This is a genomic window from Streptomyces venetus, from assembly GCF_039540295.1.
GTDB classification, from domain to species: Bacteria; Actinomycetota; Actinomycetes; order Streptomycetales; family Streptomycetaceae; genus Streptomyces; species Streptomyces venetus.
In genome coordinates this window covers 47105-65259 of the sequence record NZ_BAABET010000002.1, presented here as the reverse complement: position 1 = coordinate 65259, position 18155 = coordinate 47105, and the positions used below count along the sequence as shown (strand labels likewise).

General features: G+C 70.6%; 21 protein-coding genes. 13 read left to right on the top strand and 8 right to left on the bottom strand.

Annotated features, from left to right (window positions below; genetic code table 11):
• Positions 1-211: 211 nt before the first annotated feature.
• Positions 212-652: a methylmalonyl-CoA epimerase gene (gene mce / locus ABEA82_RS05140; protein ID WP_003993014.1), complete on the bottom strand. Its 441-nt coding sequence runs from the start codon at positions 650-652 to the stop codon at positions 212-214.
• Positions 653-800: 148 nt separating this feature from the next.
• Here mce and ABEA82_RS05135 point away from each other — a divergent pair, with 148 nt between their 5' ends.
• The gene (locus ABEA82_RS05135) at positions 801-2003 is read left to right on the top strand and encodes an acetyl-CoA C-acetyltransferase (RefSeq protein WP_345660176.1); all 1203 of its coding nucleotides are present in this window, start codon (positions 801-803) and stop codon (positions 2001-2003) included.
• 40 nt (positions 2004-2043) lie between these two features.
• Entirely contained in the window at positions 2044-3000 is a 957-nt protein-coding gene (gene meaB, locus ABEA82_RS05130; protein WP_345660175.1) for a methylmalonyl Co-A mutase-associated GTPase MeaB, read from the top strand.
• Between the two features lie 452 nt (positions 3001-3452).
• Here meaB and ABEA82_RS05125 read toward each other — a convergent pair whose 3' ends face one another.
• Positions 3453-4070 carry a PepSY domain-containing protein gene (locus tag ABEA82_RS05125; protein ID WP_345660174.1) on the bottom strand — a complete coding sequence of 206 codons (618 nt, stop codon included), beginning with the start codon at positions 4068-4070 and terminating at the stop codon, positions 3453-3455.
• A gap of 116 nt (positions 4071-4186) precedes the next feature.
• Between ABEA82_RS05125 and ABEA82_RS05120 the strand changes: the two genes are divergently transcribed.
• Both ABEA82_RS05120 and ABEA82_RS05115 read left to right on the top strand, forming a co-directional pair.
• On the top strand, positions 4187-4855 hold the full coding sequence (locus ABEA82_RS05120; RefSeq protein WP_345660173.1) for a response regulator transcription factor: 669 nt from the start codon (positions 4187-4189) through the stop codon (positions 4853-4855).
• Positions 4852-6261 carry a sensor histidine kinase gene (locus ABEA82_RS05115; protein ID WP_345660172.1) on the top strand — a complete coding sequence of 470 codons (1410 nt, stop codon included), beginning with the start codon at positions 4852-4854 and terminating at the stop codon, positions 6259-6261. Before ABEA82_RS05120 ends, ABEA82_RS05115 begins: the two co-directional genes overlap by 4 nt.
• Before the next feature lie 16 nt (positions 6262-6277).
• On the opposite strand, the gene ABEA82_RS05110 is transcribed toward ABEA82_RS05115, so the two are convergent.
• The 4 genes from ABEA82_RS05110 to ABEA82_RS05095 form a co-directional block, all read right to left on the bottom strand.
• The gene (locus ABEA82_RS05110; RefSeq protein WP_345660171.1) at positions 6278-6754 is read right to left on the bottom strand and encodes a MarR family winged helix-turn-helix transcriptional regulator; all 477 of its coding nucleotides are present in this window, start codon (positions 6752-6754) and stop codon (positions 6278-6280) included.
• Between the two features lie 116 nt (positions 6755-6870).
• Entirely contained in the window at positions 6871-7671 is an 801-nt protein-coding gene (locus ABEA82_RS05105) for an AIM24 family protein (protein ID WP_345660170.1), read from the bottom strand.
• Entirely contained in the window at positions 7668-8318 is a 651-nt protein-coding gene (locus ABEA82_RS05100) for an AIM24 family protein (RefSeq protein ID WP_345660169.1), read from the bottom strand. The genes ABEA82_RS05105 and ABEA82_RS05100 overlap by 4 nt, the downstream gene beginning before the upstream one ends.
• 1 nt (position 8319) lies before the next feature.
• Complete coding sequence (locus ABEA82_RS05095) at positions 8320-8952, bottom strand: AIM24 family protein (protein WP_039935451.1); 633 nt, start codon at positions 8950-8952, stop codon at positions 8320-8322.
• A gap of 225 nt (positions 8953-9177) precedes the next feature.
• On the opposite strand from ABEA82_RS05095, the gene ABEA82_RS05090 reads away from it, so the two are divergent.
• From ABEA82_RS05090 to ABEA82_RS05050, 9 genes are all read left to right on the top strand, one after another.
• The gene (locus ABEA82_RS05090; protein ID WP_345660168.1) at positions 9178-9522 is read left to right on the top strand and encodes a DUF3817 domain-containing protein; all 345 of its coding nucleotides are present in this window, start codon (positions 9178-9180) and stop codon (positions 9520-9522) included.
• Entirely contained in the window at positions 9519-9812 is a 294-nt protein-coding gene (locus tag ABEA82_RS05085) for an MTH1187 family thiamine-binding protein (RefSeq protein WP_003993025.1), read from the top strand. Before ABEA82_RS05090 ends, ABEA82_RS05085 begins: the two co-directional genes overlap by 4 nt.
• Positions 9813-10043: 231 nt before the next feature.
• Positions 10044-11165 (top strand): SchA/CurD-like domain-containing protein, encoded by a 1122-nt coding sequence (locus ABEA82_RS05080; protein WP_345660167.1) that lies wholly within the window; start codon positions 10044-10046, stop codon positions 11163-11165.
• Positions 11166-11228: 63 nt separating this feature from the next.
• Positions 11229-11693: a cupin domain-containing protein gene (locus ABEA82_RS05075; protein ID WP_345660166.1), complete on the top strand. Its 465-nt coding sequence runs from the start codon at positions 11229-11231 to the stop codon at positions 11691-11693.
• Positions 11690-12958, top strand: coding sequence for a beta-ketoacyl-[acyl-carrier-protein] synthase family protein (locus tag ABEA82_RS05070; protein ID WP_345660165.1), 1269 nt, complete (start codon positions 11690-11692; stop codon positions 12956-12958). The genes ABEA82_RS05075 and ABEA82_RS05070 overlap by 4 nt, the downstream gene beginning before the upstream one ends.
• Positions 12955-14190 carry a ketosynthase chain-length factor gene (locus ABEA82_RS05065; protein ID WP_345660164.1) on the top strand — a complete coding sequence of 412 codons (1236 nt, stop codon included), beginning with the start codon at positions 12955-12957 and terminating at the stop codon, positions 14188-14190. The genes ABEA82_RS05070 and ABEA82_RS05065 overlap by 4 nt, the downstream gene beginning before the upstream one ends.
• Positions 14191-14222: 32 nt before the next feature.
• Positions 14223-14480, top strand: a complete 258-nt coding sequence (locus ABEA82_RS05060) for an acyl carrier protein (protein ID WP_003993030.1) — start codon at positions 14223-14225, stop codon at positions 14478-14480.
• Between the two features lies 1 nt (position 14481).
• On the top strand, positions 14482-14961 hold the full coding sequence (locus ABEA82_RS05055) for an SRPBCC family protein (RefSeq protein WP_345660163.1): 480 nt from the start codon (positions 14482-14484) through the stop codon (positions 14959-14961).
• A gap of 27 nt (positions 14962-14988) precedes the next feature.
• Positions 14989-15330: a TcmI family type II polyketide cyclase gene (locus ABEA82_RS05050; protein WP_345660162.1), complete on the top strand. Its 342-nt coding sequence runs from the start codon at positions 14989-14991 to the stop codon at positions 15328-15330.
• Between the two features lie 58 nt (positions 15331-15388).
• Here the strand turns inward: ABEA82_RS05050 and ABEA82_RS05045 are convergent, their stop codons facing one another.
• On the bottom strand, positions 15389-16375 hold the full coding sequence (locus ABEA82_RS05045; RefSeq protein WP_345660161.1) for an amidohydrolase family protein: 987 nt from the start codon (positions 16373-16375) through the stop codon (positions 15389-15391).
• Between the two features lie 40 nt (positions 16376-16415).
• The gene (locus ABEA82_RS05040) at positions 16416-18059 is read right to left on the bottom strand and encodes an FAD-dependent oxidoreductase (protein WP_345660160.1); all 1644 of its coding nucleotides are present in this window, start codon (positions 18057-18059) and stop codon (positions 16416-16418) included.
• Between the last annotated feature and the right edge of the window lie 96 nt (positions 18060-18155).

Genomic DNA, 18155 nt, shown 5'->3' with positions numbered 1-18155 from the left:
TGGTCGCAACTCTCTCCAACGAGCTCCGTCCATCCACCGAACGGGGCCCCCGGGGAATGGTGTCAGATCATCGGCGGAGCACGGGCTGCTGCCCCGACGCTCGTCCCCCGAAACCCGGACCCCGGTAGTCCTGCCGTCGCACGGCGGGACCGCGGTCACCCTGGACTGAGCGGCGACCGGACCCAACCCTACCGGCCCTTATGTACGAGGGTCAGTGCTCAGGTGACTCAACAGGCGCCGAAGTGACCAGTTCTGTCAGTACGCCATGACAGTCCTTGGGGTGCAGAAAGGTGATCCGTGACCCCATGGAACCGCGTCGGGGCTCTTCGTACAGCACGCGTACGCCCTTGTCCTTGATGTCCGCGGCCTCCGAGTCGACGTCCGCCGTACCGAAAGCGATGTGGTGGACGCCCTCCCCGTTCTTCGCGAGCCACTTCGCGACGGTGGAGTCCTCGCGGGTCGGCTCCAGAAGCTGCAGGTAGGAGGCCCCGCCGTCGGACGTCTCGTTGATCTTGAGCATGGCCTCGCGCACGCCCTGCTCCTCGTTGACCTCGGAGTGGAACACCTCGAAGCCGTAGGTGGCACGGTAGAACTCGACAGTCTTGTCGAGGTCGAAACAGGCGATCCCGATGTGGTCGATTCGCGTCAGCATGAATTCAGTGCAGCGCTCCTGCGGTGGTTACGCAACGTGCGCGCGATCACACCGACGGCCCGATGACGGCACGGAGTGCCACTCAGTACATTCGAAGTAAACCCTCGTTCACTCCTCGGCAGTGCAGCCGGTAAGGGGATCGCAGCTCATGTCTGGATCGAACAGCACGACATCGGTGATCGTCGCGGGCGCGCGGACGCCCATGGGGCGGTTGCTCGGATCGCTGAAGTCCTTCTCCGGAGCCGACCTCGGCGGCTTCGCGATCAAGGCCGCCCTCGACCGTGCGGGGATCGGCGGCGACCAGGTGCAGTACGTGATCATGGGGCAGGTGCTCCAGGCCGGGGCGGGGCAGATCCCGGCCCGCCAGGCCGCGGTCAAGGCCGGCATCCCGATGAACGTGCCGGCGCTGACCATCAACAAGGTGTGTCTGTCGGGCCTGGACGCGATCGCGCTCGCGGACCAGCTCATCCGTGCGGGTGAGTTCGACGTGGTCGTCGCCGGCGGCCAGGAGTCCATGACCAACGCCCCGCACCTGCTGCCCAAGTCCCGTGAGGGCTTCAAGTACGGCGCGGTCGAGATGCTCGACGCCATGGCCCACGACGGGCTGACCGACTCCTTCGACGGCGTCGCCATGGGCGAGTCCACGGAGCGGCACAACACCCGGCTGGGCATCGCCCGGCCCGAGCAGGACGAGATCGCCGCGCTGTCGCACCAGCGGGCGGCCGCCGCGCAGAAGAACGGCCTGTTCGAGGCCGAGATCACGCCGGTGGAGATCCCGCAGCGCAAGGGTGATCCGGTGCTGTTCAGCAAGGACGAGGGCATCCGGGGCGACACGACCGCGGAGTCGCTCGGCAAGCTGCGTCCGGCGTTCGCCAAGGACGGCACGATCACGGCCGGTTCGTCCTCGCAGATCTCCGACGGTGCCGCCGCCGTCGTGGTGATGAGCAAGGCCAAGGCGCAGGAGCTCGGCCTGGAGTGGATCGCCGAGATCGGGGCGCACGGGAACGTGGCCGGGCCGGACAACTCGCTCCAGTCCCAGCCGTCCAACGCGATCCAGCACGCGCTGAAGAAGGAGGGCCTGGGCGTCGAGGATCTCGACCTCGTCGAGATCAACGAGGCGTTCGCGGCGGTCGCCGTGCAGTCAATGAAGGACCTCGGGCTGTCCACCGAAAAGGTGAATGTCAACGGTGGTGCCATCGCGCTGGGTCACCCGATCGGGATGTCCGGTGCGCGACTCGTGCTGCATCTCGCGCTGGAGCTGAAGCGGCGCGGTGGGGGTGTGGGCGCTGCGGCGCTGTGCGGTGGCGGTGGGCAGGGTGACGCGCTGATCGTGCGGGTACCGAAGGCCTGAGCACCGGTTTTCGGACCTCCCTTTCAAGAACGGAGCTGTGATGCAGGACGTCTCCACGCTGGTCGCCCAGGCCAGGGAGGGCCGGCCGCGGGCCGTGGCCCGGTTGATCTCCCTGGTGGAGGGGGCGTCCCCGCAGCTGCGGGAGGTCATGGCTGCGCTCGCGCCCCTCACGGGCGGGGCGTACGTCGTGGGTCTGACCGGGTCGCCCGGGGTCGGCAAGTCCACGTCGACCTCGGCGCTCGTGACGGCCTATCGCAAGCAGGGCAAGCGGGTCGGCGTGCTGGCCGTCGACCCGTCGTCCCCGTTCTCCGGGGGCGCGCTGCTCGGTGACCGGGTGCGGATGTCGGACCACGCCTCGGATCCCGGGGTGTACATCCGTTCCATGGCGACCCGGGGCCATCTGGGTGGTCTCGCGTGGGCCGCGCCCCAGGCCATTCGGGTGTTGGACGCGGCGGGGTGCGACGTGATCCTCGTCGAGACGGTGGGGGTGGGACAGTCCGAGGTGGAGATCGCCTCGCAGGCGGACACGTCCGTGGTGCTGCTCGCGCCGGGGATGGGGGACGGGATCCAGGCGGCCAAGGCCGGGATCCTGGAGATCGGTGACGTGTACGTCGTGAACAAGGCGGACCGGGACGGGGCCGATGCGACGGCTCGGGAGCTGAACCACATGCTGGGGCTGGGGGAGGCCCGGGGGCCGGGGGACTGGCGCCCGCCCATCGTCAAGACGGTCGCCGCGCGGGGGGAGGGCGTGGACGAGGTCGTCGAGGCGCTGGAGAAGCACCGGGCGTGGATGGAGGAGCGGGGGGTGCTCGCGGAGCGGCGTGCCGCCCGTGCGGCGCGGGAGGTCGAGACGATCGCGGTGACGGCGTTGCGGGAGCGGATCGGGGACCTGCACGGGGATCGTCGGCTCGGGGCGTTGGCGGAGCGGATCGTGGGTGGGGAGCTGGATCCTTATCGGGCGGCTGATGAGCTGGTTGCGGGGTTGACGGAGGGCTGAGCCTGGGGCGGGGCGCGTGGGGGTGGGTCGGGGCCGCGCCGGGGGGTGTCCGTCCTCGGAACGGCGCGACCAGGTCATCTACCGGCTCACTGGCGTCACACGCGCCGCCCACTGCGGGCGAACACCCCCCGACACGGCCCCTCGCGCGCGTCCGCGGCTGCGGGCGCATCCGCCCCAGCTGCGGGCAGTCGTGCCGCTTGGGGCGGCACGGGTGGGCGCAGCGGCACCCCGCTCCGCCGGGCTGCGCAACACCCCGCGCCGGGCACCGACGCCGAGCACCTGGCGCCGGTGCTGCGGGCAGTCGTGCCGCTGGGGCGATGGGGGTCCTCCCTGCTCGAGCGAAGCCGAGAGCTTGGGGGAGGGTGGGCGCGGCGGCACCCCGCGGCGCCGAGCTGCGCATCGCCCCGGCGTCAGCAGCGACGCCGGGGCGTTGGAAAGTGAACAGTTGCTGATCAGTCCTGGTCGTCGGACACGTCCGCCGTGACCTTGCCCGAGTCGAGGTCGATCTTCCAGTCCTGCTCGGCCCCGCCGGCCTTGCGCGTCTCGGCCTCCCAGGACGTGTCCTTGCCGTCCTCGTCGAGGTCGACGGACGTCACGACACCCTTGCCGGCAGCGGCCTTCGCCGCCTCCGCAGCCGTGACCGAGGAACCCTTCAGGGCCGCCCGCACCTGCGCCGTGTCGTCCTCGTCGTCGGTGTGCGAACCGAGGACCTTGCCGCTGGACGGGTCGACGCTCACGCTGTGCCAGGTGTCGTCGCCGGACAGGACGTCGACCTTCCAGGTCACCTTGTCGCCGTCGTCCTCGTCGTCCAGCTCGGCGGAGACGACCGTGCCGGGCGTGTGCTTCAGCGCGGAGGAGATCGCCTCGGGCGCCGTGACGTCCGCGGAGGGCGCCTTCGCGTCGTCCCGGTCGTCCGCGTCGTCGTCCCGGCCGTCGTCGTCCGACAGCCGCGTGTTCGCCGCCTGGCGCGCCGAGCCCTCGTCGCCTCCCGTGGTCGCGAGCGCCGTGGCCGTACCGCCTCCGACCAGAGCGGCGGCGGTCACAGCGGCGAGCACGATGTTGCGCTTCATGCGGATTCCTCCCGAGTCGTTTCGTTTTCGACGTCTTCCAATCTGGCTGAGGGAGGCTGAGAGGAAGCTGAAGGCCCCTGAAGGGATCTTCAGGTTGGCTTTGCCACTCTTTACGCATGCGCCTGTTGATCGTGGAGGACGAGAAGCGGCTGGCCCTGTCGCTCGCCAGGGGCCTGACGGCCGAGGGGTACGCCGTGGACGTCGTCCACGACGGGAGGGAAGGGCTGCACCAGGCCTCGGAGGGGACGTACGACCTGGTGATCCTCGACATCATGCTGCCCGGCCTCAACGGCTACCGGGTCTGCGCCGCCCTGCGCGCCGCGGGGCACGAGGTGCCGATCCTGATGCTGACCGCCAAGGACGGCGAGTACGACGAGGCCGAGGGGCTGGACACCGGGGCGGACGACTATCTGACCAAGCCGTTCTCGTATGTCGTGCTCGTCGCCCGGATCAAGGCCTTGCTGCGGCGGCGCGGGGTGGGCGCGGGGGCCTCGCCCGTGCATGTGCACGGGGATCTGAAGGTGGACACGGCGGCTCGACGCGTGTTTCTGGGGGACGACGAGATCACCCTCACCGCGAAGGAGTTCTCCGTGCTGGAGCAGCTCGTGCTGCGAGCCGGGGAGGTGGTGTCCAAGCCGGAGATCCTCGAACACGTGTGGGACTTCGCGTACGAGGGTGATCCGAACATCGTCGAGGTGTACGTCAGCACCCTGCGGCGCAAGCTGCGGGCCGGGTTGATCCGGACCGTGCGCGGGGCCGGGTACCGGCTGGAGGTCTCGCCGTGAGGCGGTTCTTCGGGTCCGTTCGGGCGCGGGCCACGCTCGGTGCCACCCTCGTGGTCGCGGTGGCGCTCGTCGCGGCCGGGGCCGCCGTGCTGCTGTCCCTGCGGTCCAATCTGATCGGCGAGGCCGGTACGCAGGCGGAGCGGTCCGCCCGGGCGGTCGCCTCCGAGCTCGCCGCCGGGACGCCGTACGACAAGCTCTCGGGGCTGGACGGCGACGACGGGCCGGTACAGGTCCTCGACGAGGACAAGCGGCTGGTCGCGGCCAGTGAGGATCTGGAGAAGATCAGCGGTACCGACTCCGATCGGGTGAAGCCGCAGCCGTCGGCCGCACCTCGTGACGACGATGACGACGAACCCGACGACCACGAAGAGGCCCTCAAGCCCGGGGAGATCGCCGGGAAGAGCGTCTTCAGCAACGGGTCCGTGACGATCGACGGCGACACGGAGGACTACCGGTTCGCCGCGGTGGAGGTGGAGACCCAGGACCGGGGGCGTCTCAAGGTCTACGCCGGTTCCCCGCTGGCCGCCGAGCACGGGGCCGTGCAGACCGCGCTGACGGTGATGCTGATCGGGTTTCCGCTGCTGCTCGGCGTCGTCGCGGGAGTGACCTGGCTGGTCACCCGGCGCGCGCTCAGGCCGGTGGAGGGCATCCGGCGCGAGATGGCCGCGATCACCCATTCCGAGGACCTCGCCCGGCGTGTCCCGGAGCCGGACACGCACGACGAGATCGCCCGGCTCGCCAGCACCACCAACGAGACGCTCGCGGCCCTGGAGACCTCCGTGGAGCGGCAGCGGCGGTTCGTCGCCGACGCGTCCCACGAGTTGCGGAGCCCGATCGCCTCGCTGCGGACGCAACTGGAGGTGGCCGCGGCCCATCCCGAGCTGCTGGACCTCGACGGGGCCGTGGAGGACACCGTGCGGCTCCAGCGGCTCGCCGCCGACCTGTTGCTGCTCGCCCGGCTGGACGCCGGGGAGCGGCTGGGCGACGCACGGGTCGACCTCGCCGGGCTGGCCCGGGAGGAGGCCGAGGGACGGACGGGCGTGACGGTGGACGCGGAACCGGTGGAGGTGGCCGGATCGCAGGGGCAGTTGGGTCGGGTGCTCGCCAATCTGCTCGACAACGCCCAGCGGCACGCCCGGTCGGCCGTCACCGTGCGTGTCCGGCCGGAGGGTGGTACGGCCGTGGTCGGGGTGGCGGACGACGGGGAGGGTGTGCCCGAGTCCGACCGGGAGCGGATCTTCGAACGGTTCGTCCGGCTGGACGCCGCCCGCAGCCGTGACGACGGCGGGGCCGGGTTGGGGCTCGCCATCGCCCGGGACGTCGCCGTACGGCACGGCGGCACCCTCACGGCCGGCCAGGGGCCCGCAGGCGGAGCCCTGTTCGAACTCCGCCTGCCTCTCGCCTAGCCGGGACGGCGCGTGGTCACGGGCGTCCGCGCTGGTCGCGCAGGTGCTCCGCGATGGGCTTGAGGGCCTTGTCGAGTTCGGTCAGGGCCTCGGGGGGCAGCAGGTCGATGAAGTGCCTCCGTACGGACGCCACGTGGTGGGGCGCGACCTGCCGCATCGTCGTCATGCCGTGGTCGGTGAGGACCGCGTAGAGCCCCCGGCGGTCGGACTCGCAGTTCTCCCGCCGGACCAGGTCCGCGTTCTCCATGCGCGTGATCTGGTGCGAGAGGCGGCTCTTGGACTGGAGGGTGGCGGAGGCGAGGTCGCTCATCCGCATCCGCTGGTCCTCCGACTCGGAGAGGTTCACCAGGATCTCGTAGTCGTTCATTGTCAGGCCGAACGGCTGCAGGTCCTTTTCGAGCTGGTACGTCAACAGCCTGTTGACCTCCAGGTGGGTGCGCCAGGCGCACTGCTCCGCATCGGTCAGCCAGCGCGTGGCCGTCTCGGTCTCCATGAATGAAGTCTACCTAAAAGGTTGAAAGGCGAACTAGTGAGGGTTTTCGTGTGCCGGCGCACGCCTGCCGAACATTGGTGCGCAGGCGTTCGATGTCACACTCCGCAGACTACCGCTCACAGCCCGAAGCGACGCTGGAGGTCCCCCAGCTGTCCGGGAAGGCGCGGTACGCCGGACTGACCTGGCTGGGGCCCCGACGGCCCGCCGCCGGGCACGCCGGCCTGGTGCGGAACGGCCCCCGTGGCCTGCTCGGCCATCAGGGTTTCGGACGACTGGAGCAGCACGGTGCCGGCGCCGACGAACTCGAACTGGTGCTCCTCGCCGGAGGCGCCTCCCAGGCCCGTCAGTGCACGTAGACCGCCCATCACGCCGGTCATGTACCCGTGGTCGTAGTGGTGACAGGGGGAGGGGCAGTCGGCCCATCCGACCAGCGCCTGGGGATCGACCCGGATGGGGGGTTCCATGAACACCACCGGGCCGTTCGACGCGGCCACGAACTTTCCGGTTCCGATGAGGGTCAGGAAACCCGGCACGATTGACTGCTTCAGCGACAGACTTGGCTGAAAAGCGAGCAGGTTGCCGGAGCGAATGGTCAGATTGCCGTCCTCGAGGTCGTACGAATTGACGTCGAAGGCCCGGTCGGCGAGGAGCATCTTGCCCGAGCCCTCCGCCACGACCCAGTCGCTCGCGTGCAGAGGCGAATGAAAGGACGTACGGACAAGACGGTCGAGCCGGCCGTGTCCGACGCCGTTGAAGTCGATCGACCCGTAGTAGGCGACCATCTTCCCCTTCTGGAGGAACCACTGGCTCCCCTTCAGCTCCACACAGAAGGTGTACGCGTTGACGTTGTCGTCGGGCGGCAGCGTCGCCGGGTCGAAGACCGCGGGGCCGGCGCCCGGAGTTCCGTACGTGCTCACAGCTTCTCCTCCGACGCCTGGACGTACACCGCACCGCTGCCGCTGAGCTCCAGCTGGAACGCCTCGCCCGAGCCGCGGCCCACCATGTCCCGCCAGCCGAGGGCCGTGGACAGCTTGTTGCGGACCTCGCCGTGGTGGGCGACGTAGGCCTGCGGGTCCACGTGCACCGGCCGCTGCGGGGTGATCGGGATCTCGATGACGCCCCCGTGGGCCATGACCGCGACCGCCCCGTGCCCCTTCAGCGTGGTCGTGAACAGCCCCTGGCCGCTGACCTGGCCGCGGACCATGCCCATGACGCCGCCCTGCGAGCCCAGGAACATCGTGCCCTGCTGGAGCGTGCCCTCGAAGGCCAGGAGGCGGTCCGCCTCCACGTACAGCGTGTCGCCGGCGAGGCGGATCACCTGGACGTGGTGCCCGCCGTGCCCGAACAGCACCGTGCCGCTGCCCTCGACGGACATCAGGGGCGTGTCCTCGTTCGCCACCCGGCGGCCGATCATCGACATGACCCCGCCCTGGCCACCCGCCATGTTGGGCGTGAAGGACACCTCGCCCTTGTACGCGAGCATCGCGCCGCGCTGGCTGAACAGCCGCTGACCGGGCGCCACCGTCGCCTCGACCATCTTGCCGTTGATCTCCCGGAAGGCCATGTCACACGTCTCCCGCGATCGTGTTCCGCTCGCTCGGCTGCACGTACACCAGCCCGTCCCCCTCGAACCGCATCTGGAAGGCCTCGCCGCCGCCCTCCCCGAGCAGCGTGCGGAACGTCACACCCGACTGGAAGGACTGCCGCAGATTGCCCTGGTGCGCCACATAGGCCCCCGGGTCGACGGTCAGCGGGTACTGGGGACTGACCCGCAGCACCACCGCCGGCCCGTCCGACATGATCGCCGCCTGGCCGTGGCCCTCGACGGACGTCGTGAACAGCCCGTTGCCCTGCGAGGCGCCACGCAGGCCCGTGAACTCCGTCCCCGTGCGCAGCCCGCCGTCGGTCGCGAGCAGGTTGCTCGACTCGACGTAGAGCTTGTCGCCCTGGAGACCGACCAGATTGATCTCGGAGGCCCGGTCCGCGAACCAGCAGGTCCCCCGTCCCTTCACCTCCATCAAGGTCATCTGCTCACCGGTCAGCCGACGGGTCACCATGCCCCGGATGCCCTCACCGCCGCCGCTGAGCTTCTTGAAGGCCATCTCGCCGTCGTACGCGACCATCGAGCCGTTCTTCGCCTTCACGGCGTCTCCGGTCATGTCGACGGCGAGCACCTTGCTGCTCTGAAGTCGGAACATCGCCACGAAAGGGAAAGGTAGCCGCAGGCCGGGCTCCGCGGACAGGGCCCGTGGGTGGAGAACGACCCTGATCGGCCCCTTACGGGATCGGAGCACAGCCCCCCGGCCGGAGGGCCCGCGGCCGTTTGTCACAATGGGCGGGACGCTTGTGCGTGCGTTCACAAACCGTCAGACCGTACCGACCGTTCGTCCAGACCGCCGCGTCTCTCCCACCGAAGGTGACCCGTGGACCTCAAGACCGCCACCGCCATCCGCCGCCTCCGCCTGGTCTCGGCCCCCGAGGCGATCTCCTTCCTCCTCCTGCTGGTCTGCTCGGTGCTGAAGCGGACCACCGAGTTCAACGCCGTGCCGGTGATGGGCATGGTCCACGGTGTGCTGTTCGTCCTGTACGTGATCTTCTGGGCCGACGCGTGGAACCGGGCCAAGTGGTCCCTGAAGACCGCCGCCCTGTACTTCGTCCTCTCGGTGCTGCCCACCGGCGGGTTCTTCGCCGACCGCAAGCTGCGGCGTGAGTCCGAGGACGCCCTGATCGCGTCCCGCGCCCGCCAGGAAGGCGTGGTGAACGCGTGATCGTCGCCTTCTCCGTGACACCGCTCGGCGTCGGCGAGGACGTGGGGGAGTACGTCGCCGACGCGGTCCGCGTGGTGCGCGAGTCGGGGCTGCCGAACCGCACCGACGCGATGTTCACCTCGATCGAAGGCGAGTGGGACGAGGTGATGGACGTCGTCGGGCGCGCTGTCGCCGCCGTCGAGCGGCGGGCGCCGCGCGTCTCCCTGGTCCTCAAGGCCGACATCCGCCCCGGAGTGACCGACGGCCTCACCTCCAAGGTGGAGACCGTGGAGCGGCACCTCGCCGAGTAGTCCGTACGGAGCAAAGCCCCGGCTCACCACGAGCCGGGGCTTTTTCCTGCTCCGGCGGCGGGGCACGGCACCCGGCGCAAACGCGCCCTGCGCACCGAGCAGTTCCCTCTGATGACCCGCGCGGCTCGCGGAGTCCGACACGCCGACCCACGATGAGGGCTCAGGGCGGACCGTCATCCGACTGCCGGATGCGGCGGCCGCCGTCTGCCCCGCGAAGGAAGGGTCTGCCGGATGGACACTTCGACGTATACATCCCAGTCGGCGTTCGACGGCTCCAGGCTGCGCGTGATCCTGCTGGTCGACCTCCACGAAGGCACCCAGCAGCAGTTCCTCGACGCCTACGAGCACATGCGCAGCCGGGTCGCGTCGGTTCCCGGGCACCTCGGCGACCAGCTGTGCCAGTCCGTGGAGAACCCGTCCCAGTGGCTCATCACCAGCGAATGGGAGACGGCCCCGCCGTATCTCGCCTGGGTGAACAGCGAGGAGCACATCGAGACCGTCCGGCCCATGCAGGACTGCGTCCGTGACATCCGGTCCACGCGCTACACCATCGTCCGTGAGACGGGGCGGGCCGTCCCGCTCGCCGACCGGGCCGGCGAGGAACTCCGGGCAGCCGTGCGGGTGGGCGACGGAGCGACGCGCCACGCCCTGACGTTCACGGTCAAACCCGGCTCCGAGTCGAAGGTCGCGGAGATCCTCGCCGGGTACGCGCCGCCCGAGTCCCGGGTCGACGACTCCACCCGGCTGCGCCGCACGACCCTGTTCATGCACGGCAACCGCGTCGTGCGCACCGTCGAGGTGGAGGGCGATCTGCAGGCGGCACTGCGCCACGTCTCCCGGCAGCCCGAGGTACGGGCCGTCGAGGAAGCCCTCAACCCGCACCTGGAACTGAGCAGGGACCTGGCCGACCCCGCGTCCGCCCGCGCCTTCTTCATCCGAGCGGCCATGCCGGCCGTGCACCACGTGGCGCGCGCCGGAGCGGAGCCGGACGGCCTGCGGCGGCACGCGCTGTTCTACCCGGCCCGGGAGGGCTGCGGGATGGCGCTGGCGCGGCTGCTCTCCCAGCAGGACCAGGCCGCGGCGGACGACCCCGCGAGCCCCGTGCACCGCAGCACCGTCTTCCACCGGGACGACCTGGTCGTCCGTCTCATCGACACGCGGGACCCCGAGGCCGACCCGGTCCGGGCGCTCGGTATCCACGGCACGCGCAAGGCCGCCGTGCTGGCCCGGCTGCTCGACGGCGCCGCACTCGGCGTGACAGGACCGCTCTCCGGCGAACGGGACGCCACCCGCCTCCTGGCGCACACCGAGATGACGCTCATCACCGACCGCAGGGCTGCCGACCGGTCCTGACAGCCCATGGACGACACCGTCCCTGGACACCCACCCCCCACCGACCGACCTTGGAGACGGACCATGGACACAACGCGCCCGCGCATCGTGGACATCAGCGAGACCGAGCCCAACCGCAGGCGCGGCGGCGACCTGCGCACCCTGCTCACCCCCCTCACGGTGGGTTCCACGAGCGGCTTCATGGGCCTGGCCATCATGCAGCCGGGGGAGCGCATCAGCGAGCACTACCACCCGTACTCCGAGGAGTTCGTGTACGTCGTCCAGGGACAGCTGGAGGTCGACCTGGACGACGACACGCGTCCTCTCCGGGCCGACCAGGGCCTGATGATCCCCATCGGCATGCGGCACCGCTTCCGCAACGTCGGTGACCTGGAGGCCCGGATGGTCTTCCACCTCGCCCCGCTGGCGCCGAAGCCGAGCCTCGGCCACGTCGACACCGAGACCTCGGAGGGAGAGGGGGCCGCCGGACCGCACCCGGCCGTGCACGGGGACGGCGCCCAGCCCGAACGACGAGGGGTCCCCTCATGACCCGGCGGGTGGCGGTCACCGGTATCGGCGTCGTCGCCCCCGGCGGCATCGGCGTACCGGCCTTCTGGGACCTGCTCTCCGGCGGCCGTACCGCGACGCGCGGCATCACCTTGTTCGACCCCGCAGGGCTGCGCTCCCGGATAGCCGCCGAATGCGACTTCGACCCGCTCGCCCACGGACTCGATCCCGGCCAGGCCGAACGCGCCGACCGCTACATCCAGTTCGCCCTCGTCGCGGCGGCGGAGGCGGTGGCCGACAGCGGCGTCGACTTCGCGGCCGAGAACCCCTGGCGGGTGGCCGTCTCGCTCGGCAGCGCCGTGGGCGGCACCACCCGTCTGGAACACGACTACGTGCTGGTCAGCGAACGGGGACAACGCTGGGACGTCGACCACCGGGCCGCCGAACCACAGCTGCACCGGGCGTTCGCGCCCAGCACCCTGGCCTCCGACGTCGCCGAACGGTTCGGTGCCCAGGGGCCCGTGCAGACCGTGTCGACCGGCTGCACCTCGGGGCTCGACGCGGTGGGCTACGGCTTCCACACCATCGCGGAAGGCCGCGCCGACCTGTGCATCGCCGGAGCGTCCGACTCCCCGATCTCCCCGATCACCATGGCCTGCTTCGACGCCATCCGGGCGACGTCGCCGAACAACGACGACCCGGAGCACGCCTCCCGGCCCTTCGACGCCCACCGCGACGGATTCGTCATGGGCGAGGGCTCCGCGGTGCTCGTCCTGGAGGAAAGCGAACACGCCCGGGCCCGTGGCGCGCACATCTACTGCGAGATCGGCGGCTACGCCACCTTCGGCAACGCGTACCACATGACCGGACTGACCAGCGAGGGGCTGGAGATGGCCAGGGCCATCGACACCACGCTCGAACAGGCCCGGCTGGACCCCACCCGGATCGACTACGTCAACGCGCACGGCTCGGGCACCCGGCAGAACGACCGGCACGAGACCGCCGCGGTCAAACGGTCGCTGGGCGCCCACGCCTACGACACGCCCATGAGCTCGATCAAGTCCATGGTGGGTCACTCGCTCGGCGCGATCGGCGCCATCGAGGTCGTCGCCTGTGTGCTGGCCCTGGCCCGTCAAGTGGTCCCGCCGACGGCGAACTACGAGACCCCGGACCCCGAGTGCGACCTGGACTACGTGCCCCGCACCGCACGCCCCCGCAAGCTCGACCACGTGCTCTCCGTGGGCAGCGGCTTCGGCGGGTTCCAGTCCGCGGTGCTCCTGACGGGGCCGGGCGGGAGGAAACGATGACTGCTCCAGCGACCCGGCGCACGGCGATCACCGGGATCGGTGTGGTCGCGCCCAACGGAACCGACACCGAGACCTACTGGAAGTCCGTCAGGGAGGGGCTGTTCGTCCTCGACCGGATCACCCGGGAGGGCTGCGGGCACCTTCCGCTCCGCGTCGCCGGCGAGGTGCGGGGCTTCGACCCCTCGGCGCTCATCGAGGAGACCTTCCTCGTCCAGACCGACCGGTTCAGCCACTACGCGATGGCCGCCGCCGGTGCGGCCCTGAAGGAGGCGGGACTGAGCGACGCCGCCGCCGACTCCCCGTACTCCGTGGGTGTGGTCACCGCAGCCGGATCCGGCGGCGGTGAGTTCGGCCAGCGGGAGCTGCAACGGCTGTGGGGGCAGGGGTCCCGTTTCGTCGGCCCCTACCAGTCCATCGCCTGGTTCTACGCCGCCAGCACGGGCCAGATATCGATCCGCGGCGGCTTCAAGGGCCCCTGCGGCGTGGTCGCGAGCGACGAGGCCGGCGGACTGGACGCCGTCGCCCACGCCGCCCGGACCGTGAGGCGGGGCACCGACGTGGTCGTGGTCGGCGCGGCCGAGGCGCCGCTCGCTCCGTACTCGATGGTCTGCCAGCTCGGCTACCCGGAACTCAGCACGGCCGAGGACCCGGCGCGGGCCTACCGTCCCTTCACCTCCGCGGCCTGCGGCTTCGCGCCGGCCGAGGGCGGTGCCGTGCTGGTCGTCGAGGACGAGGACCGGGCGCGCGGCCGTGACGCGGCCGTCCGCGCCGTCGTGGCCGGTCACGCGGCCACGTTCACCGGCGCCTCGCGCTGGGACCGCTCACGCGAGGGACTCGCCCACGCGATCCGCGGCGCCCTCGACGAGGCCGGCTGCGCGCCGGAGGAGATCGACGTGGTCTTCGCCGACGCGATGGGCGTGCCGGAGGCGGACCGTGCCGAGGCCCTCGCCCTCGCCGACGCTCTCGGCCCGCACGGCACCCGCGTGCCCGTCACCGCCCCCAAGACCGGCATCGGCCGGTCCTACTGCGGGGCGCCCGTGCTCGACGTCGTGGCAGCCGTGATGGCCATGGAACACGGGCAGGTCCCGCCCACACCGAACGTCTTCGACGTCTGCCACGACATCGACCTGGTGACCTCGACGGCACGCCCGGCCGAGCTCCGCACGGCCCTGGTCCTCAGCCGCGGACTCATGGGCTCCAACGCGGCGCTGGTACTGCGCCGGGACTCGTGAACCGCCGCACCGCACGACAAGGAGAACACACCATGAGCAGTGAAGTGACCCTGGAAGAGCTGGCCGCACTGATGAAGAAGGCGGCCGGCGTCACCGTCGACCCGCAGGACCTCGCGGCCCGGGCGGACACCCCGTTCGCCGAGTTCGGGCTGGACTCGCTCGGCCTGCTCGGCATCGTGGGCGAGCTGGAGAACGGGCACGGCCGGGCGCTGCCCACCGACGCCGAACGGTGCAGGACCCCGCGCGACTTCCTCGACCTCGTCAACAGCACCCTCACGGCAGGAGCCTGACATGGCAGGACACACCGAGAACGAGATCACCATCGCCGCACCCCTCGACCTCGTCTGGGACATGACCAACGACATCGAGAGATGGCCGCAGCTGTTCAGCGAGTACGCGGACGCCCAGGTGCTGTCGCGCGAGGGCGACACGGTGACCTTCCGCCTGACCATGCACCCCGACGAGAACGGCAAGGTGTGGAGCTGGGTGTCGGAACGCACCACCGACCGCGAGAAGCTCACCGTCCGGGCACGCCGGGTCGAGACCGGCCCCTTCGAGTACATGAACATCCTGTGGGAGTACGAGGAGACTCCCCGGGGCGTCCGCATGCACTGGACGCAGGACTTCGCCATGAAGCCCGACGCTCCCGTCGACGACGCGGGGATGACGGACATCATCAACCGCAACTCGCCCGTCCAGCTGGCCCTCATCCGCGACCGTATCGAGCAGGCCGCCGGCGAGCGGCCGACGGCACCCGCCACACCCGCCTGAACGGCGCCGCACAAGGAGACAGACCTCATGCACCACGCCCTGATCGTCGCCCGGATGGCCCCGCATTCGGCTCCGGACATCGCCGAGGTCTTCGCGGAGTCCGACCGCGGCGACCTGCCCCACCTCGTCGGGGTGACCCAGCGCTCCCTCTTCCAGTTCGGCGATGTGTACATGCACTTCATCGAGGCCGAACAGGACCCGGGCCCCGCCATCGCGCGGGTCGCAGGACGCCCCGAGTTCCTCGACATCAGCAGAAGACTCGAAGCGTACGTCCGCCCCTACGACCCCGAGACCTGGCGCGGTCCGAAGGACGCGATGGCGCAGCGCTTCTACCACTGGGAGCGGGACCGTTCACCGGCCGGCCGGTGAACGAACGAAGCATGAGAGAAGGGCCGCTGCCGGTGCAGCGGCCCTTCTGCTTCCCCGGCTACCGGCCGGAGCGGTCCAGCACCGGCAGCAGACGCAGGGCGTTGTCCCGGTTGATGCCCCGGAGCTGCTCCGGTGAGAGGGCGGGGTCGCTGTCCAGAGCGGGTGCCGCGATGTCGGCGACGACCTGTGCGGGCGTGGGCGGCCAGTCCGTGCCGAAGAGGATCCGGCCGGGGTCCACCGTGGCCAGCAGCGTGGGCGTGGCGGAGGGGGACATGGGGCCCGCCGTGTCGAAGTAGAACCGGTGCAGGTAGTCCCGGACCCGGCCCGGTTCGATCCCGGGGGTGAGGTGCCCGCCGAAGAGTTCGAGCCTGGTGGCCATGTACGGCAGGAAGCCGCCTCCGTGCGGCAGCACGAAGGTGAGGTTCGGGTAGCGGTCCAGGGTGCCGTTCCTGATGAGGTTGATGGCCGCCCGCGTGGTGTCCATGAGGAAGTCGCAGACGAAGGGCGGCATCCCCGGCAGTCCGGAACCGCCGTCCTTGCCGGCCGGTACCTCCATGGGGTGCGTGCTGATGACGGCGGACCGCTCGTTCAGCTCCCGCAGGAGGCCGTCGTGGGAGTCGTCGCCCAGGTAGACGCCGTCCATGCTCGTTCTCGTGCTGACGCCGACGGCGCCCAGCTCGTCGAGTCCGTAGCGCAGGCTCCAGCGGGAGAGCTCCAGGTCGTCCAGGAACACCGGAGTGAAGAAGGCGAAGCGCGCGGGACGTTCCTCGACGACGTCGGCCGCCGCCCGCAGGGCGATCCGCGCGCTCTCCTGACGTTCCGTGCGCTCACGGAACCGTCCGAGCATCGCCACCGTCATGACGGACGTGCTGATGCCCGTCTTGTCCATGACCTCCAGGGCCGCGTTCATGTCCCAGCGCGTCCACCAGGGCAGCCGCTCGCGGTTGACGACCCCGCGTTCCTCGGCCCAGTCCAGCCAGGCCGGCGCGGTGAAATGGTGATGGACGTCCACTCGGCCCGCGACGGGGCCGTCTTCGAATGCCATGGGCGTGTCCTGTCGGTCGTTGGGTGGGGACGCACCGTGCTCAGTCGCGGCAGAGCACGGTGCGCAGTGCGTTCGTCAGCAGGCGGTCGGCGGACGGCAGCCGGCCGGGCGCCCGCCAGGCGACGAAACCGTCCGGGCGCACCAGGACGGCACCGTCCTCGGCCGTGCCGTGCAGCTCCGCCCAGTCGGCGTCCGGTTCGGGCGCCAGGTCGTGATCGGGGCCGTCCCCCACGAGATACGCCTCGACCGGAACGCCCAGGTCCCGGGAGGCCCGTTCCGCCGCGCCGCGCCACTCCCGGCCCTCGGGACCGGCGAGCAGGACGAAGGAACGCTCGTACAGGTCCAGCGTGGAGATCCGGTCCCCGCCCCGCGTGACCCACATGTGGGGTGCGCGGCTGCCGGGCTCGCCGCCGAGCCGGAAGTCGTCCGGGACGACCGGCCGATCGGGGGAGGCGCCCACCACGGCCTTCGACGCGTACCGGTAACAGAGTGCGACCGTCATGAGGTCCGCCGGGTCGTCGTTGCGTCCCGTCGCCGGGGTGAATCCGGGGTGCTCCTCCTCGGCCGCCTGCTGGGAGGCCCGGGTGCTCGTCGCGACGGCGACGGGCCGGCGTTCCTCCTCGTAGGTGCCGAGCAGCTGCGGGCCGGCCCAGCCGCGCAGTACCGCGGCGAGCTTCCAGGCGAGGTTGTGGGCGTCCTGGATTCCGGTGTTGGAGCCGAACGCCCCGGTGGGCGGCATTTCGTGAGCCGAGTCCCCGGCGAGGAAGACCCGGCCCCGCGCATAATGGTCCGCGACGCGTTTCGACGCGTGCCAAGGGGCCTTTCCGGTGATCTCGACATCGAGGTCCGGAACACCGGCGGCCGCGCGAACATGCGCCGCGCAGCGCTCACTGGTGAAGTCCTCAAGTGACTCACCCCGGTCCGGGAACCAGGGAATGTGGACGACCCAGCGCTCCTCGTTGTCCACGGGCAGCAGAGCGCCTTCCCCCTGGGGATCGGTGATGTAGCAGACGATGAAACGCTGCGGTCCGACGCATTCCTTCAGGGCCTTGCTGCGGAACGTCACGCTGATGTTGTGGAAAAGGGCACCGGGCCCCGACTGGCCGATGTCCAGGCGATTGCGAACGGGGCTTCTCGGGCCGTCGGCGGCCACGAGGAATTCGGTGTTCACGGCGTACGTCTCGCCGGTTTCCCGGCTCATGACCTGCGCCTGGACCCCGTCTTCGTCCTGGGTGAAGGACAGCAGCTCCGTGCCGAAGCGGATGTCCCCGCCCTCGCGGGCGCGGCTCAGCAGGACCGGCTCCAGGTCGTTCTGGCTGCACAGACACCAGTTCGACGAGCTGACCCTGGAGACGTCCATGCCCGCGGAGATGTCCTGGATGATCCAGCGACGCTGCCCCCCGGTGAGGGTGTCCACCTGGAGGACACCGTCGTTCCCGGCGAGCGCGAAGGCGGCCTCCCGCACGCGCTGCTCGAGTCCGGCGGTCCGGAAGAGCTCCATGGTGCGCACGTTGTTCCCCCGGCCGCGTGGATGCGTCGAGGTCTCGGCGTGCCGCTCCACGAGCATGTGCTCGATCCCGAGACGCCCCAGGAACACGGATGTGGAAAGACCCACCAAGGATCCGCCCACGACGAGAACCGGTACGGATTCCGCTGCGCGTCCGCTCACTGGCTTCCTCAGCATTCGGCGAGTGCCGGCGTGAATAGGGGACCGGCCCGTTCAAAATGTTTACCAAGCGGCCCCGGAGTGCGCGATCCGGAGCTTCCCGGCATACGCCGG

Excerpts from the sequence above, each read along its gene's own strand:
- ABEA82_RS05075 (WP_345660166.1), top strand. The coding sequence starts at position 11,229 with ATGGACACAACGCGCCCGCGCATCGTGGACATCAGCGAGACCGAGCCC.
- ABEA82_RS05060 (WP_003993030.1), top strand. The coding sequence starts at position 14,223 with ATGAGCAGTGAAGTGACCCTGGAAGAGCTGGCCGCACTGATGAAGAAG.
- ABEA82_RS05100 (WP_345660169.1), bottom strand. The coding sequence starts at position 8,318 with ATGGCCTTCCGGGAGATCAACGGCAAGATGGTCGAGGCGACGGTGGCG.
- ABEA82_RS05110 (WP_345660171.1), bottom strand. The coding sequence starts at position 6,754 with ATGGAGACCGAGACGGCCACGCGCTGGCTGACCGATGCGGAGCAGTGC.
- ABEA82_RS05065 (WP_345660164.1), top strand. The coding sequence starts at position 12,955 with ATGACTGCTCCAGCGACCCGGCGCACGGCGATCACCGGGATCGGTGTG.
- ABEA82_RS05050 (WP_345660162.1), top strand. The coding sequence starts at position 14,989 with ATGCACCACGCCCTGATCGTCGCCCGGATGGCCCCGCATTCGGCTCCG.
- mce (WP_003993014.1), bottom strand. The coding sequence starts at position 652 with ATGCTGACGCGAATCGACCACATCGGGATCGCCTGTTTCGACCTCGAC.
- meaB (WP_345660175.1), top strand. The coding sequence starts at position 2,044 with ATGCAGGACGTCTCCACGCTGGTCGCCCAGGCCAGGGAGGGCCGGCCG.
- ABEA82_RS05040 (WP_345660160.1), bottom strand. The coding sequence starts at position 18,059 with ATGCTGAGGAAGCCAGTGAGCGGACGCGCAGCGGAATCCGTACCGGTT.
- ABEA82_RS05125 (WP_345660174.1), bottom strand. The coding sequence starts at position 4,070 with ATGAAGCGCAACATCGTGCTCGCCGCTGTGACCGCCGCCGCTCTGGTC.
- ABEA82_RS05055 (WP_345660163.1), top strand. The coding sequence starts at position 14,482 with ATGGCAGGACACACCGAGAACGAGATCACCATCGCCGCACCCCTCGAC.
- ABEA82_RS05135 (WP_345660176.1), top strand. The coding sequence starts at position 801 with ATGTCTGGATCGAACAGCACGACATCGGTGATCGTCGCGGGCGCGCGG.
- ABEA82_RS05070 (WP_345660165.1), top strand. The coding sequence starts at position 11,690 with ATGACCCGGCGGGTGGCGGTCACCGGTATCGGCGTCGTCGCCCCCGGC.
- ABEA82_RS05120 (WP_345660173.1), top strand. The coding sequence starts at position 4,187 with ATGCGCCTGTTGATCGTGGAGGACGAGAAGCGGCTGGCCCTGTCGCTC.
- ABEA82_RS05080 (WP_345660167.1), top strand. The coding sequence starts at position 10,044 with ATGGACACTTCGACGTATACATCCCAGTCGGCGTTCGACGGCTCCAGG.
- ABEA82_RS05095 (WP_039935451.1), bottom strand. The coding sequence starts at position 8,952 with ATGTTCCGACTTCAGAGCAGCAAGGTGCTCGCCGTCGACATGACCGGA.
- ABEA82_RS05045 (WP_345660161.1), bottom strand. The coding sequence starts at position 16,375 with ATGGCATTCGAAGACGGCCCCGTCGCGGGCCGAGTGGACGTCCATCAC.